At 70.2% G+C, this 14,994-nt stretch carries 16 protein-coding genes and 1 pseudogene; 7 read left to right on the top strand and 10 right to left on the bottom strand.

All coding sequences use genetic code 11. The features are described from left to right. Positions 1–39 precede the first annotated feature (39 nt). The 5 genes and pseudogenes from lepB to JFN87_RS01955 form a co-directional block, all read left to right on the top strand. Entirely contained in the window at positions 40–798 is a 759-nt protein-coding gene (lepB, locus tag JFN87_RS01975; RefSeq protein WP_209338048.1) for a signal peptidase I, read from the top strand. Then, on the top strand, positions 788–1,276 hold the full coding sequence (locus tag JFN87_RS01970; protein WP_209338047.1) for an NUDIX hydrolase: 489 nt from the start codon (positions 788–790) through the stop codon (positions 1,274–1,276). The genes lepB and JFN87_RS01970 overlap by 11 nt, the downstream gene beginning before the upstream one ends. A gap of 52 nt (positions 1,277–1,328) precedes the next feature. Then, a complete protein-coding gene (locus JFN87_RS01965; protein WP_030910788.1) occupies positions 1,329–1,640 on the top strand; it encodes a DUF2469 domain-containing protein in 312 nt (103 codons plus the stop codon). Positions 1,641–1,756: 116 nt separating this feature from the next. Next, positions 1,757–2,134 carry a YraN family protein gene (locus JFN87_RS01960; protein ID WP_209338046.1) on the top strand — a complete coding sequence of 126 codons (378 nt, stop codon included), beginning with the start codon at positions 1,757–1,759 and terminating at the stop codon, positions 2,132–2,134. Beyond that, a pseudogene (locus JFN87_RS01955) lies at positions 2,135–3,118 on the top strand (ATP-binding protein); the annotation flags it as partial. Positions 3,119–3,394: 276 nt separating this feature from the next. Here the strand turns inward: JFN87_RS01955 and JFN87_RS01950 are convergent. After that, positions 3,395–3,856 (bottom strand): ATP-binding protein, encoded by a 462-nt coding sequence (locus tag JFN87_RS01950; RefSeq protein WP_372449165.1) that lies wholly within the window; start codon positions 3,854–3,856, stop codon positions 3,395–3,397. Between the two features lie 241 nt (positions 3,857–4,097). Here JFN87_RS01950 and JFN87_RS01945 point away from each other — a divergent pair, with 241 nt between their 5' ends. After that, positions 4,098–4,955: a helix-turn-helix domain-containing protein gene (locus tag JFN87_RS01945; RefSeq protein WP_209338044.1), complete on the top strand. Its 858-nt coding sequence runs from the start codon at positions 4,098–4,100 to the stop codon at positions 4,953–4,955. Then, a complete protein-coding gene (locus JFN87_RS01940) occupies positions 4,952–5,167 on the top strand; it encodes a DUF397 domain-containing protein (RefSeq protein WP_209338043.1) in 216 nt (71 codons plus the stop codon). Before JFN87_RS01945 ends, JFN87_RS01940 begins: the two co-directional genes overlap by 4 nt. A 139-nt stretch (positions 5,168–5,306) precedes the next feature. On the opposite strand, the gene JFN87_RS01935 is transcribed toward JFN87_RS01940, so the two are convergent. From JFN87_RS01935 to JFN87_RS01895, 9 genes are all read right to left on the bottom strand, one after another. Then, positions 5,307–5,639 carry a hypothetical protein gene (locus tag JFN87_RS01935; RefSeq protein WP_209338042.1) on the bottom strand — a complete coding sequence of 111 codons (333 nt, stop codon included), beginning with the start codon at positions 5,637–5,639 and terminating at the stop codon, positions 5,307–5,309. Continuing rightward, positions 5,636–5,920, bottom strand: a complete 285-nt coding sequence (locus tag JFN87_RS01930) for a hypothetical protein (RefSeq protein WP_209338041.1) — start codon at positions 5,918–5,920, stop codon at positions 5,636–5,638. The genes JFN87_RS01935 and JFN87_RS01930 overlap by 4 nt, the downstream gene beginning before the upstream one ends. Before the next feature lie 84 nt (positions 5,921–6,004). Further along, positions 6,005–7,084, bottom strand: coding sequence for a peptidoglycan-binding protein (locus JFN87_RS33385; RefSeq protein WP_245178574.1), 1,080 nt, complete (start codon positions 7,082–7,084; stop codon positions 6,005–6,007). Between the two features lie 73 nt (positions 7,085–7,157). Beyond that, entirely contained in the window at positions 7,158–8,657 is a 1,500-nt protein-coding gene (locus tag JFN87_RS34030; RefSeq protein ID WP_209338040.1) for a collagen-like domain-containing protein, read from the bottom strand. Next, on the bottom strand, positions 8,657–9,436 hold the full coding sequence (locus JFN87_RS01915; RefSeq protein WP_209338039.1) for a hypothetical protein: 780 nt from the start codon (positions 9,434–9,436) through the stop codon (positions 8,657–8,659). Before JFN87_RS01915 ends, JFN87_RS34030 begins: the two co-directional genes overlap by 1 nt. Before the next feature lie 8 nt (positions 9,437–9,444). Beyond that, positions 9,445–10,521, bottom strand: coding sequence for a hypothetical protein (locus JFN87_RS01910; RefSeq protein ID WP_209338079.1), 1,077 nt, complete (start codon positions 10,519–10,521; stop codon positions 9,445–9,447). A 30-nt stretch (positions 10,522–10,551) separates the two neighbouring features. Next, positions 10,552–11,562 (bottom strand): hypothetical protein, encoded by a 1,011-nt coding sequence (locus JFN87_RS01905; RefSeq protein ID WP_209338037.1) that lies wholly within the window; start codon positions 11,560–11,562, stop codon positions 10,552–10,554. A gap of 14 nt (positions 11,563–11,576) precedes the next feature. After that, entirely contained in the window at positions 11,577–12,458 is an 882-nt protein-coding gene (locus JFN87_RS01900; protein WP_209338035.1) for a phage distal tail protein, read from the bottom strand. A gap of 3 nt (positions 12,459–12,461) precedes the next feature. After that, entirely contained in the window at positions 12,462–14,873 is a 2,412-nt protein-coding gene (locus tag JFN87_RS01895; protein ID WP_209338033.1) for a phage tail tape measure protein, read from the bottom strand. Positions 14,874–14,994: the final 121 nt, after the last annotated feature.

Below are 14,994 nucleotides of genomic sequence, written 5' to 3'. Positions count from 1 at the left end.
CGAGGGCCGGGGATCATCCCCGATCGGAGGCGTGCCCGGATGAGCCGCGCAGGACGGACGAAGGACGGCCGTGGCCGCCTCGGCAGCAGGCTGTCGGGACTGCTCGTGGCCGTCGGATGTGTGCTCTTCCTCGGCGGGTTCGTGTGGGGCGCCATCGAGTACCAGCCCTACACGGTGCCGACCGGGTCCATGACCCCGACGGTCCACGCCGGCGACAAGGTGCTCGCCCAGCGCATATCCGGCACCGACGTGCACCGCGGCGACGTGGTGGTCTTCAAGGACCCCGAGTGGGGCGACCTGCCGATGGTCAAGCGCGTCGTGGCCGTCGGCGGGGACACCGTCGCCTGCTGCGACAAGCAGGGCAGGCTGAGTGTCGACGGGAAGCCGCTGGCCGAGCCCTACATCGACAAGGCCCCCGGCGGACGCGCCTCCACCGGCGACTTCTCCGCCAAGGTCCCCTCCGGGGAGCTCTTCATGCTGGGTGACGAGCGCACCACGTCGCTCGACTCCCGCGTCCACCTCCAGGACAAGCAGAAGGGCGCGGTCCCGCGCTCCGAGGTACGGGCCAGGGTCGACGCGGTCGCCTGGCCGCCCGCGAGCATGATCGCCCGCCCGCACGCCTTCGCGGCCCTGCCGGGCGGCGTGTCGAGCCCGGGGCCGCTGCGGCTGATGCTCGTGGCGGTGGTCGCCGGTGCGGTGCTGATCTTCGTGGGCGCCGCGCTCGGCCCGCTGCTGGCCCGCCGTGAGAGGCCGCGGCAGGCGAGGGCGCACACGGGAGAGACCGCCGGTGCCCGCTGACCTGCGCCGGGTGGCCCGGGTGGTGCTGCTCGACCCCGATGACCGCGTCCTGCTGATGCACGGGCACGAACCGGACGACCCCGCGGTCACCTGGTGGTTCACGCCGGGCGGCGGTCTCGAGGGCGCCGAGAGCCGCGAGGAGGCCGCGCGCCGCGAACTCGCGGAGGAGACGGGGATCACACGGGTGGAACTTGGGCCGGTGCTGTGGCGCCGGATCTGCTCGTTCCCCTTCGACGGGCGGCGCTGGGACCAGGACGAGTGGTACTTCCTCGGCCGTACCGAGCAGACCGCGGCCGTGCCGGCCGGCCTCACCGAGCTGGAGCTGCGCAGCGTCGGAGGGCTGCGCTGGTGGACCTGCGCGGAGCTGGAGGCGACGCGTGAGACGGTGTATCCGACCAGGCTCGCCGGGCTGCTGCGCAGGCTGCTCGACGAGGGTCCCCCGGGTACTCCGGTGACGCTCGACACGGAAATCGCCTAGCGGTCCTCCCTGCCGGAGCACAATGGGGGGACGAACGGCTGAAGGGGATGCCATGAGCGCCGAGGACCTCGAGAAGTACGAGACCGAGATGGAGCTGAAGCTCTACCGGGAGTACCGAGACGTCGTCGGCCTGTTCAAATACGTGATCGAGACCGAGCGTCGTTTCTACCTCACCAACGACTACGAGATGCAGGTGCACTCCGTCCAGGGTGAGGTCTTCTTCGAAGTCACGATGGCGGACGCCTGGGTCTGGGACATGTACAGGCCGGCCAGGTTCGTCAAGCAGGTACGCGTCCTGACGTTCAAAGACGTGAACATCGAGGAGCTCAACAAGAACGACGACCTGGAGCTCCCCAGCGGCTGATCCACCCGGTCGGGTGAGCGGGTTTTCCACAATTCCGGAGTTGTCCACCGATCGCCGACCAAGATCCACATCGGCCTCCGCCATGCGTCACAGTCGGTGACGGAGGTGGTGCCGAGATGAACGCGACGGGGGCACTGGGGCGGTACGGAGAGGATCTCGCGGCGCGACGGCTCGCCGCGGCGGGCATGACCGTGCTCGCGCGGAACTGGCGGTGCGGCAGGACCGGCGAGATCGACATCGTGGCGGTGGACGCGGACGTGCTGGTGGTCTGCGAGGTCAAGACCCGCAGGGCCGGCGGATTCCAGCACCCGATGGAGGCGATCACACCGGCCAAGGCGGACCGGCTGAGACGGCTCGCGGGCTGCTGGGTCGAGCGGTGCGGCACCGAGCGGTGCGAGAGCCCGCCCGCGGGCGGCGTGCGCATCGATCTCGTCGGTGTGGTGCTGCCCGCCAGGGGCGCACCGGTCGTCGAGCACGTGCGGGGGGTGGCCTGAATGGGGTTCGCGCGCGCGTGTTCGGTGGCGCTGGTGGGCGTCGAGGGCGTGGTGGTGGAGGTCCAGGCCGATCTCGAGCCGGGAGTGGCCGCCTTCACGCTGGTCGGGCTGCCCGACAAGAGCCTGGTGGAGAGCAAGGACCGGGTAAGGGCCGCGGTGGTCAACGCCGGCGCGGAATGGCCGCAGAAGAAGCTCACGGTCGGCCTCAGCCCGGCCTTCGTGCCCAAGAGCGGCAGCGGTTTCGACCTGGCTGTCGCGGTGGCGGTGCTCGGCGCGGCGGAGCGCGTCGACCCCAGGTCGATCGCCGACCTGGTGCTCATCGGAGAGCTGGGACTCGACGGCCGGGTCAGGCCCGTGCGCGGCGTGCTGCCCGCGGTACTCGCGGCGGCCGAGGCCGGCTACCGGCAGGTGGTCGTCCCCGAGCAGACCGCGGGTGAGGCGTCCCTCGTGCCGGGCGTGTCCGTGCTGGGCGTGCGCAGCCTCGCCCAGCTGATCGCGGTGCTCGCCGACGAGCCGGTGCCCGACGAGCCGCGCGAGGACCTGCGTGGGCGCCCCGACCCGATGCTCGCCGGGCTCACGATGCCAGGGGCCGGGGTGGGCACGGGCATCGCGACGGGCGCCGCCGGGGGGCCGGACCTCGCCGAGGTGGCCGGCCAGGACACGGCGCGCAGCGCCCTCGAGGTGGCCGCGGCGGGCGGGCACCACCTGCTGCTCTCGGGGCCGCCTGGCGCGGGCAAGACCATGCTGGCCGAGCGGCTGTCCGGCATCCTGCCGCCGCTGACAGGGCAGGAGTCCCTCGAAGTCACGGCCGTGCACTCGGTCGCGGGCGTCCTGCCGCCCGGGGAGCCGCTGGTGCGCGCCGCGCCCTACTGCGCCCCGCACCACTCGGCGACGATGCAGTCGCTCATCGGCGGGGGCAACGGCCTGCCCCGGCCGGGCGCCGTGTCCCTCGCCCATCGAGGAGTGCTGTTTCTGGATAGAGCGTGCAAAACAGGTGGCATGCGATACCGGTGGGCCTCGGTGATCAACGCACGTCAGAGGGCCCGCCCCAGTTCATCCGGGGCGGGCCCTCTGGTCTGTTCTGCGGTCAGGTGGAGCGCGGCGCCTGCTCGTCGCCATCGTCGGTGCGTCGCGGCATCAGCGGGTGCGGCGGCGGCATGGGGTGAGGCCGCCGGCGGATGAGCTCGACCCCGTGCTGCTCGCAGTACGCGCCGTACTCGTCCTCGATGGGGAAGTCGTGCCCGCCCTTGTAGCACTGCGTCATGGCGCCTCCCCGTTCGTCCAGGTGAGCTCAGCCCAAACGATCTTTCCGAACGGTCGGTCGTCGATTCCCCACTGGGCGAGCGTGTCGACGATGAACAGACCGCGCCCCCGCTGCCGATCCGGGGACTCTGCCCGCATGGCCGGGCGCCGGCGCCGCGGGTCGTGCACCTCGACGCGGACGCGCTGCGGTGTGGCGTCAACGATGAGCGCGAGCGAATCACCCGGTTCAGTGCCGTACCGGATCGCGTTCGTCACCAGCTCGGACACGACGAGCTGTACGTCGCTGACGGAGTCGGCGGGGGCGCCGGGCGCCCGGTTCTCGACCACCTCGCGCGCGAACACGCGCGCGGCCCGCGCGGACTCCGGGTCAGCTGCGAACAGGGCAGTTGGGGGCGGGCCGTCGGGTGGTGGGCAGCAGGGCGGATCGGTCGTCGTCGGTTGATCCTGCATGGCCACCATGCGAAGTCCCCTCAGGCTTGGGTGATGCCCGACACGAATTTCGTCACGCCAGTAACGTCACGGGCACGTTTCGTAGGCAAGAGTGCTCCCCTGCGCTTGCATGCACAACCTGTTCGCAAGTACTGATGAGAATTCGCATATGCCCACGAGGAAGGTTCGTGAAGTGAGGGGATCGCAGGTGACACGGCATGAGGACACACGGCAGACTGTCGAGCAAGACGCGGAAGTGAAGGAGGGGGCCGTGAGCACGCCTACCGTGCGCCGGCGCAGGCTCGGCGCGAAGTTGCGCGCCCTGCGCGATGACCTCTCGCTCACCCTTGAAGACGTAGCCGAGAAGTCCGGCAAGATCACCGTTGCCAAGCTGTCGCGGTTGGAGATCGCCAAGACTGCGGCCAAATCGGCAGACGTTGAGGCCCTGCTCGACCTGTACGGCGTCGAGGACGGAGAGCTACGGGCCGCCCTGCTCGCCCTCACCCGGGAGGGCAGCCAACGCGGGTGGTGGCAGTCTTACCGCGGCGTCCTGTCGCCCGTGTACGAGGACTTGATCAGCCTCGAATCGGAAGCAACCACGGTGCGCACGTGGCAGATGGGCGTAATTCCGGGCCTGCTGCAAACAGGCGAGTACGCGCGCGAGTTCATGACCTCGATCGGCATGTCGGCCGCAGTCGAGGAGAAGGTCGACGCTTTGGTCGAGGTACGCCTCGCGCGGCAGGCCGTGTTGACGCGTGAGCAGCCGCTCGGCCTGTGGGCGATCGTCGGCGAGCAGGCGCTACGCACGCGGTGCAACGGTGAAGGCGTGATGCGCGACCAGCTCGCGCGGCTGCTCGCCTTGAGTAAGCGGCCCAACGTGACCATTCAGGTGTTGCCCGCTGATGCCCCGCCGCACGTGGGCCAGATGGGTTCATACTCGATTCTCGGGTTCGAGACGCACGCGGACCTCGACGTTGTGCACGTCGAGAGCCTGACCTCAGCCCTGTACGTCGAGGACCGGGAACAGGTCGGCGTCTACAGGGACGCGTTCGAGCGGTTGTGCGCAGCGGCGCTGCCGGTCGAGGCGTCCGCAGATTGCATCACAGAGATAAGGAAGAAATTCGCATGAACCACATCGAAGACGCGTCGACTCTCGCCGTTGCCTGGTGGAAGTCTTCGGCGTCTGGCACCCAATCCGACTGTGTTGAGTTCGGGGTCGTCGACGATCAGTCGGTCGCGGTGCGGGACAGCAAGAACCCGACGGGGCCGGCGCTTCTGCTGACGCGCGAGCAGGCCGTCGGCTTCGTGTCCGCGGCTCGCGAGGGCCGATTCGTCGCGTAGCGCAGGAGCAAGCAACAGCGGCCCGCCCCGCGGCATTCGGGGCGGGCCGCTGCGTGTTCGCGTGCTGGCTTGAGCCTACGGCCGCGGGACGACGGAACGCCCCCGCCCGGCCCGTAGGCCGAACGGGGGCGAGGCGCGGTCACTGGGCAGTTCCCTGCCACACGGCGACGATAAGGGCGGCGATGGCGACGATGGCCGACACGGTTCCGAGCGGCCACCGGCGCGCCTCAAGGGCCGCTAGGCGGCTAGCGTCGCGCTTCTGCCGCTCGGTGTCGCCCCGCTCCACGGTGTCAAGGCGCGCTTCGAGGGCGTCGAGCTGGTCGCCGTGGGCCGACAGGCTGCGCTCGGTCTGGTCATGTCGCTGCGTGACCAGGTTCAACGACCCGTTGACGGTGGCGAACCCTTCGGCCATGGTGCCGCGCAGCTCGGCGAGGGCGACCGCGATAGCGGCCGTGTCGGTCGGCTCGGTCATCGCAGCGCGTCGCCCTCCGTGGTCTGGGCGAGCGCGGCTGGCGCGGTGTCCGTGAGGCCGATTCCGAGCCGTGCGAGCACGCGCTCGACGACGGGCGAGGCCATGACGCGGGCGACGACGCCCGCGACCGCGGCGGCCGATCCGGCGGCGGCGATCAGCCACGGCGCGGCGACCGCGAGCTCGCTGTCGGCGAGGACGGCGGCGAGGGCGGGCAGGACCGCAGCGACGGCGAGCAGGGTCTGTATCGCGGTGCGTATGGCCCGCTTGGTCTTGTCACTCATGAGGTAGGGGTCTCCCATCGTGGAGGGTGGCAGGGGCCCGCCCCGCGGCGCGGTGGCCGACGGGGCGGGCAGGTGCGGCGCGGGCTACGCCTTGACGGTGAAGCCGTGCGCCTTGCCGAGCTTGGCGAGGGACGCCTTGCCGGGGATGCCGTCAGCGTCGGCGCCGTGGTAGCCGAGGTGGCGCTGCCACGCGGCGTACGCGGTGACCGTGGTGGTGCCGAACGATCCGTCGCTCGCGTACGTGGCGGAGAGCAGGCCCTCGGCCTTGAGCGCGGCCTCGACGACTCGCACGTCTGCGGCGTGCGTCTGGTGACCCTGCGCGGCGCCCGGGTCCTTGCGGGCGGCGGCGATCACGTTGGACAGGTCGACGACGTGTCCGGTTTTGCCGGGCAGGGTGCCGAGCAGCTTGCGGAGGCTGGTCTCCCCGGGGATGCCGTCGGCGTCCGCGCCGTGGTAGCCGAGCGAGCGCTGATAGTCCGCATAGTTCTCGGTGTCCGCATCGGTCCACGTCGGGCCGGGCCCCACGCTGTAGTGCTTCCCGAAGCCCTTCGCGACGAGCGCCTTACCGACGCGGGTCACCTGGTCGCCGTGCGCGCCGTACCCGTACGCGAGGCCGCCGATGGTCACCTCGTACCGGGCCACGCCCGATGAGGAACCGCCCCCGGCCGACGAGCCAGAGCCGCCGGCGCGCTTCACGATCTCGCCGAGCTGCGCCACGATCCGGGACCCCGGGCACGACGTGTGCCCGCCCCACGCGGCCCCGCCCATCGCGTGGTACCCGAGACCCTTGCCGGACGGGCTTGACGCGACCTGGAGCGGCACGCCGTACGTCTTGTGGGCCCAGCGCAGGACATCGGCGCAGCGGTCGAGCTGGGCGTCGGTGAGGGCGTCGCCGCCCTTGCCCTCGTTCTCGACGCTGAGCCAGTCGCGGTTGCCCGCGGCCTGCGCCCACGCGCGGTCGGAGGTGTCGACCCACTGCCGCAGCTCGCCGCCCTTGCCGGTCCCGAAGTGGCTGGACGCCTGCGCGTCCGAGTTGTTGAACCAGCTCTCGGTACCGGCCAGGGTGCCATCCATGATGTGGATGACGACGCCTCGTACGGACTGCTGGCCGCCGTTCGTGTAGTTCTTGACGGGGCGCCACGTGGCGCCGGGCATACGTGCCATGGGGAAGTACTCCTGACATGAGAAACGCCCGCGGCGCGATACCGGCGGGCGTGCGTGGTGAGGGTCGGCGCGGTTACGCGAGGCCCTGCCAGAACTTGTTGGGCGACGTGGTGTTCTCGTCCTTGCCGAACGACGACAGATTGAGCGAGGACGGTAGGCCAGTGGCGGACAGGTCCACGCCGAATCGGATCGTGTTGTTCAGGCCGTAGAACGTCGGAATGAAGTTGCCGTTCGACTCCGAAACGAGCATGCCGGGACCGTTGCCGCTGGTGTACGTCATCCAAAACGCGAGGTAGTAGATCCCCGGGGCCAGAGTGACACTCGACGTGAGCGGGATGGCGTACGTGTGCCCGCCTACGCCGTGCTCCTGGGGAACCTTGCCCGAGACGGACAGGTCGCCGGTCGTGCGTAGGCGCGCGCCGGACGAGTCGAAAATGCCCGCGTCGCCAGCCGTGATGCCCGCGTTGTAGCCGAACAGGTGCCACACGATGGATGACACGGTCTCGGTGTTGTGCAGCTGCACGGCCGTCACGCGCAACGATCCGCTACTCGGGTACTTCACCTCCGACTGACCGAGTCCGGGGTCGAACGCCCACGCCTTGAGTGCGAGGTCGGCCGGCCTGAACTCGTTCGACGGTGGCGGCAGCTGCGCAGCGGGGACGATGCCCGCGCTGTCGAGGGTGGCCACGCCGCCCGCAGCGCCACGCGTCGATACCGCGACGTACGAGCCGGACAGGTCCGGCAGGTTCGCGGTGGGCACGTTCCCGAACTCGTTCAGCGGCGCGACCCCGTTGTCGGCGCCTTTCTCCGCGGCCGGGATCGCCTGCACGTCGGCCGCGTCGAGGACGACCGCGCCCGTCTGCTCGTTGACGGACTCGACGGCGCCGAGGGTGGGCAGCTGCGCGGCCGGTACCTTCCCGTCGTCGCCGAGCTGCGCCACGCCGCCCGCGGCGCCCGGCGCGGTATCCGGCACGGCGTGTACGTCGACCGCGCCGAGTTCCACCTCGGCGACGGCCTGCCCGTTGACGGACTGCACGACGCCCGGCGGACCCTGCGGGCCCGTGTCACCCTGCGGCCCCTGTACGCCCTGCGGGCCCTGCTCGCCCGTGAGGCCCTGCTCGCCCTGCGGGCCGACCAGGGAGGCGAGCCATTGCTCGACGGTGCCGACGAACCCCTGCGCGACCGCGACCTCGTACGCGGAGTCGCCGCGTACGGCCACGTAGTTGGGCGTCGTCGGGTCGGTCGGCGCGAGGTCGGCGATATCGACCGCGGGCGACTCGGCGGGCAGGAGGATCTGATAGGTGCGGTTCTGCGCCACGCTGGCGAACTGCTCGGCGACCGCATACGACCAGCCGCCCGGGTTCATGCCGGGCGCGTCGGTCGCGGGCAAGGTGACCTTGAACGCGCCCTGTTCGTCGAGCGAGGCGGTGACGGGCCCGCCGAGGATCACGTCGTCGTCGGCGAACGTGAGCAGCGCGGGCGCCCTGAACACGACCTGCCCGGACAGGGGCCGGCCGTCGGGGAACAGGTAGCGGCCGGTGACGGTCACGGTGGGGATGCCCTCGGGCAGCATTACGCTCCCTTCTCGGTGGTCGATGCGGCGGAGAACGGCGCGTCGGGTGTCTCGTCGGCCGTCAGCGTGTTGCGCGTGTACGCGGAGAAGACGCGCGTTTCGCAGTTCTGCCCGCTCGTCTTGTTGCGGTGCTCGATTTGTACGTTGACGAAGTCCAGAAACGGCACGCCATCGAGGGGGTGCACGATGTTGCGGTCGGTCCACCCGTTCGCCGCGCAATCCCACTCGTCGAGGGTGGTCTCGTCATCGCCGTGCGTGAGCACGACCCGCGCTTGCGCGCCACCCGTGTTGGCATACGTACTGGTGTGCAGATACAGGACCGCGTTGTGCACTGGGGAGATGCCGACCCATGCGAAGTCGTACGCGGTGCCGGTGTACCCGCCCTGCCGTGCGGTGGGGTGCAGCTGTATCGGCATCCATGGGCGGCCGAGGTAGCCGTCCGCATAGGCATCGTCCATGAGGATCGGTCCGTTGGGATACCCACCGCGCGGATAGACGCGGATCATCTGGCGGAGGTCGGTGCTGTTGCCGCCGATCTGCAACGCGATGCCGGTACCGTCCTCGCGGGCCGACGCGATGCCGTAGCGCCCGTTTGCGAACTGGCCGACGCCGAGAATCTGCGCGCCGTTGGGGGCCCGTACGTCGAGGCTGCCGCCCTCGCCGATGGTCACTTTGCCGTGCAGGATCTGGTCGAGGGCGGGCCGGATCTGTGAGCGGCCGCGCAGCTCCCGTATCTCGCGCTCAAGGGAGGCGATCCGGTCGAGTACGTCCTGTGGCACGTACGGCACTACGGAACCTCCAAGTAGAGCTTCGCGGTTTCGGGTCGGCCGCGTTCCGGTGGGGAGATGGACAGGCCGACGACGCGGTATCGGGCGTCGAGGGTGACGGGGTGCCACAGGTCGCGGATGCGGAGTCGCACCGTGGCGCCGAGCAGGGTGGGCGTAACGTTCCCGCCGAGCAGTACCTCGACTTCCGGTATCTGCACGGGGTCGCGGGCGGCGGTCCAGTCGGCGCGGGCGTGCGCGTCGAGGGTGGCCGGGTCCGTGACGGTGGTGTAGTCGCTGGTGCCGTCGAGGCGCGGCCACCCGGCGTCGAGGTTGGCGTCGTCGACCAGCTGCGTACTCATGAGCGGGTACGAGTCGGCGGCCTGGTTGGCGTTGACGGACGCGCCGCGGGACTGCCACGCGTTCGCCTTCTTCGTGGCGTCGGTCGGCCACGTGTAGGACAGGACCGGGCCCGGGTGGTCGAGCACGATCTCGGCCGCGCCGGCGCGGATGATCGGATGGCCTAGGCGCAACCGTTTGACGCGGCGGCCGTCGCCGTCGCGGTACGACGCGATGCGCCACTCGAACCCGTCCTCGTCGCCGGCGAGCTGGTCGAGGAGGTCGCCGATCGTGGGCAGGTCGTAGCGCAGGAACGTGCGGTCGCGGAGCACGCCTGACGTGTGCGTGTCGTACGTGATCCCCAGGTTCCCGCCGCGGCTGTTCTGCACGTAGTCGACGAGCTGCCGCACGATGTCGAACTGGTCGACCTGCTCGGCGACGGCCGTGTCTTCGAGCAGGCGCCGGTACAGGTAGCTTTCCCATCCGCCGCACTGCACCTGCGCGGTCAGGAACCCGCGGGCGTCGCTGGCGAGGCTGAGCGTCCACAGGATGCCGCCCCACCACACCTCGCGCCCCCGCTCGACCCACACGCCCGTACGGCCGGGCAGCAGCGCGCGGCGGGCCCGCGCGGCGAGCTCCGCGTTCGGGATCGGGACCGTGCCGCGCATGCTGCCCGTTTTGCCGATGTAGTCGTCGAGGGCGACGCCCTGCACGGGCAGGGCATCGAGCACGGTGTCGGACCGCAGGTCGACGAACACCATCCGATACGGCGCGGTAGCCACAGCCGCCCCCTACTGCACGAACGTCGCGGCGACGCGTACGTTCGTGTCCTTCTCAAGCGCGTTAGCCTTCTCGCCGCCGGCCCACGACCGTACGGTCAACTTGCCGTCGGTACCGATGGCGACGGCGCCGAATCCATAGCCGTTCGACGCGATGGCTTCGACCAGTACGACAGGGCGCCACCCGGTGGGCAAGGTGGCGATCAGGGTGTCGGCGATGTTCGGGTTGGTGGTCAGGGTCTCCCCAGAGCGCACCCAGTAACCGAGTATCTGCACGACGCGGCCGTGGCGGCGTGCGTCGAAACTGTTCAGGGTCCATCCGGTGGCGGTGTCTGCGCCGTCCGTGATCGTCTCGACAGGGAGCTCGGGGGCCCGGTACAGCTGCCACTCGTCGTCGGCGGTCGACCAGCGGTAGAGGAGGCCCTCTACGTCTGCGTACTGGCCGTCGTAGGCGCCCACGTCGGACAGCGCGCCGCGGGGCACGATGCCGCCAACGGCGGCCGTGTAGCGGCGACGGTCGGTGAGGGCGCTTGTCCAGTCGATGCCTCCCACGCCCGCGGACGCGCCCGCGGGCACGCGCACGTCCCACAAGGGCAGACAGGCGGGGTCGAGTGTCGGCGCGGTCGGTGTGTCGGTGGCGCTTCCGACGATGACCTCGACGGCCGCGAGGTTCTGTCCGGCGGTGTCGAACAAGGCGTCGTACACGTGCAGGCACACGGTGTCGATGCGGTCGAATTGGGCGTCGCCGTCGGCGAACGTGACCACCTCCGGCGCGTCGAGGCACACCGGGTACGCCCCCTGTGCCGCGGTGCCCTGCACCTGCGCGCGGCCGGTCGCGACCTGTAGAGACATGGCGCCGGCGCCGGTCGCGGCGAACGGGTCGCCGCCGGGGATGACGCCCGGGCGGGTGCCGAGCTCGCCGTCGGGCAGCATCGTGCCGACGGGCGCGAGGCGGGTGTCTTCCCTGGTCTGCCCGGGCGAGTCGGTGCCGCCGGGCAGCAGCCATGCAGAGCGCACGGTCATGGTGGGGAGTCTCCTTACCAGTAGGCCGAGCGGTAGCGCACGACGACGGATGCGCTCGGATCGCTGCTACCGGGAGCAGCGCGGAAGATCAGGGGCGTGCTGCCGGGTGGGAGTGTGAACGTCTGCTCGGGCACGCTGCGGCTGGTTGCGGTGAACAGGCGCGAGGCGGTGCCGTTGAGCGTGACGGTGCCGGCGCGCGTGTCGACCGTGAGTACGTCACCGCGGGCGAGCGGCACGTCGTATTCGAGAACGTCGCCCGTGGTCACGTTGGTCAGGGACGGGCGTGTCACGGGCCCGCGGAACTCGATCACGGGATGGGTGAGGGCGTCGCCCGTGGGTGTCGCGACGAGGTTGCCCGTGCTGCCGGGCGTGCCGAACGCGAGCGGCCAGGCGAGCGGCCAGGCGAGGCCCTGCTCGTCCGTCGGCAGGCCCGCCGTGGCGGTCCGTTCCGTGAGCTCATACCGGCGCGGGTCGGTCGCCTCCCACTGGACCGCGCCGCCCACGATGACGCCGACCCGGTACGCCTTGCCCACGGGGATCGCTCGCTTCACCGCGCGGGCGTACGCGAGCAGCGGCCCCCGCTCGTCGAGCCACGCGACGAACGGCAGCTCGTCGACCACCGGAACCGTGCCCGCGTTCAACGCGCCAACGACCGCGCCGATTGTCGCCCGCGGCGCCCGCACGATCAGCCCGTCAAGGCCGATCGTGCGGGACTGCGCGAGCAGCAGGCCCGGGAACGCGCCGTGCGCGCCCGCGCGCGGCACCGTGCCGGAGTCGAGCGCGGGCAGTTCCTCCCACCCCGTGATGGACTGCCACCGGTACGGGGTGCCCGGGCCGAGCAACAGCTCGCCGTACTGCACGTGCCCGGGCCTGGTCACCCGGTCGCCGATCGCCACGGCTCACCCCCTCGCCTTGGCCAGCCACGCGAGCTCGCGGGCGTTGTCTTCGGGTGATCCGTTCTCGGCGGCGTGCCAGTGCTCAATCTGCACGGTCGCGCCGCCCCCTCCGGCCATCGCGAACCCGGCTTGCCCGGGCATCGGGCCGAACGCGGGCACGGACGGTGTGCTGACCAGGTTCGACATGACCTTGTCGAGCTGGCCCTTGCCCGCGAGTACGCCCTTGACGACGCCGGCGGGAATCCAGCGGCCCACCTCGCGCGCCATAACTTTGGACGGTGAGCCGATACCGAGCGCCTTAGCGACCGGGCCGGGGATCATGTCGCGGGCGAAAGACATCACCTTTCCGCGCAGCCATCCGCCCATGGATTTGATGCCGTTAAGCAGGCCGCGCACAATGTCGGTGCCCTTGTTGTACAAAAGATTGTTCAGGCTTCCCAGGGCGGAAGTGATTCGCCCAGGGAGCCCGCGCACCCATGCGAGCAGGTCGCTAGCTTTCCGAATGGTGCCCGTTTTAATCTGGTCCCAGTGGGAGACGATCACCCCCACAATGGTCCACTTTTGGAAGAACCCGAGAATCTTGCCCGGCAGTCCTTCCACCCAATTGACGATGGAATTCCACACCGACTTGGTCTTGCTCCATATCTCATCCCAATGAGATATGACAATGCCAACAATGGTCCACTTCGTGAAAAAGTCCAGGATGAATTGCCCGATGGCCTTGATTTTCGACCATACCCAATTCCATACCTCGGTCGTTTTCGATGAGATCGTGTCCCAGTTGGCGACGATCAGCGCAACCAGCGCCACCACGGCGGCGATGATGAGCGGAATAGGGCCCATGGCGAGCAGCCACGCGGCGGCCATGCGCGCGCCCTGAATGAGGCTCTGCGCGCCCATGAGTACCCAAGTGGCCACCACGCGCGCGCCCTGCGCCACTGCGGCGGCGCCCTGCGCGACCCAACCGGCGATGATCGCGACGTTCGCGGCGATGGTCTCGGCCGCGCCTGTTGCTGCGGCCGTGCCTTGGGCGATCCAGCCGCCCACCACCTCGGCCGTGGTCGTCGCCGCGGTGGTCCCCAGCGTGATCAGGGTGGGCAGCATCACGGCCGTGATGATCCCGGCGACGACGGAAAACGCGGTGCCGTGCTCGCTGACGAACCCGGCGGCGCTCGCCATGGCTTGGCCAAAGTTGTCGAGCCAGCCGCCCGCGGTCACCAGCGCGGGCACGACCGCGCCACCGAGCACGGTCACAAGTCCCTGCTTGAGTGAGCGCGTGAATTCTGTGAGCTCCGTCGATGCGTTGTCGCGCATCGTGTCGCCCGCCTTCTTCGCGGCGCCGCCCACCTTGCCGAGAGACGATGCGGCCTTGTCGACGTTCAGTGAGAAGAGGGCCGCGCCCAAGTCCTCGCCGGGCCCGCCGAACAGCTGTTGCACCGCGCTCGCGCGTTTCGTCGAGGCGGGCATGGCTTCCAGCGCGGTAAGCACCTTGCCTAGAGCCTGCTTCGCACTGTCGCCCCCGGCGGCAACGTCCTTCGTGATCTGCTTTCCACTCAGGCCGATACTGTCGAAAACCTGCTCAACGGCCGTTCCGCCCTGCCCGGCAACGAGCGAGAACTCTTTCAGCGCGTCGGCGACCTGGTCGGAGTCGCGCGCGCCGCCCTGTAGGCCCTGCCGGATGAGGCCCATTGCGGCCTTACCGTCAAGGCCCAGGTTTTTGAAGGCGACCGGATACTCGTTGAACGTGTCGAGCAAATCCTCGGCTTTGTTCGCGCCGAGCTGTGAGCCCTTGACGAGAATGTCGAACGCGTCGTTCGCGTTCTTCGCCATGCCCGTTTTGATCATCTGGCCGACCGCGACGGACGTAGGGCCGACATCCTCGCCGAGGATCGCGGCCACCTGCGTCAGGCGCCCGCCGATGCCCTCGATCTCCTTGGACGTGGCGTCCGCGGGTACAAGTCCCTGCTGCCACAGGCCCTTAAGGGCGTCGTTGGCCTCCTCGACGCTGTCTGTGTAGCCCTTGGCGTACAGGTCGCCGGCGGCCTTGCCGAGCGCGGCGGCCTGGTCCGCGTTCACGCCGAGCTGCGCGGCGAGCAGGTCGTTACCGGCCTCCTGCTCCATGGCGCCCGTAACGCCCGCCATGAGCGCCGCGCCGACTCCGGCGCCGACGGCGGCCCACCCGAACTTTTCGAGCAGGTCCTGTATGACCTTGGGCGCCTCGGCGCCGCCCTGCGCTGCGCCGTCGCCGATGCCGTCGCCGATGGCCTGCCCGGCGCGCTGCCCGCTCTGCTCGGCGTCGCTGGCGATCGCGTCGCCGGTGGACCGCACCGCCGATTCCGTGCGGTTCAGGCCCGCGCGGGCCTCGCTGTCGTCAATGGCGACGGTCGCCATGAGCTCGCCGACGGTGAGGGACACGACGGTCACCTCCTGTCGGGTGGTTCAGCGCGGAGGTATGCCGGTAATCGCGGCGATCTCTGCGGGGTCGGTGACAGTGCGGGGGGTGCGCGCCCAGGCGCGCGCGAACCTGGCCTCGCTG

The sequence above is a fragment of the Streptomyces montanisoli genome, from assembly GCF_017813245.1.
Lineage (GTDB): Bacteria > Actinomycetota > Actinomycetes > Streptomycetales > Streptomycetaceae > Streptomyces > Streptomyces montanisoli.
This window is presented reverse-complemented; position numbering and strand designations above follow the sequence as displayed.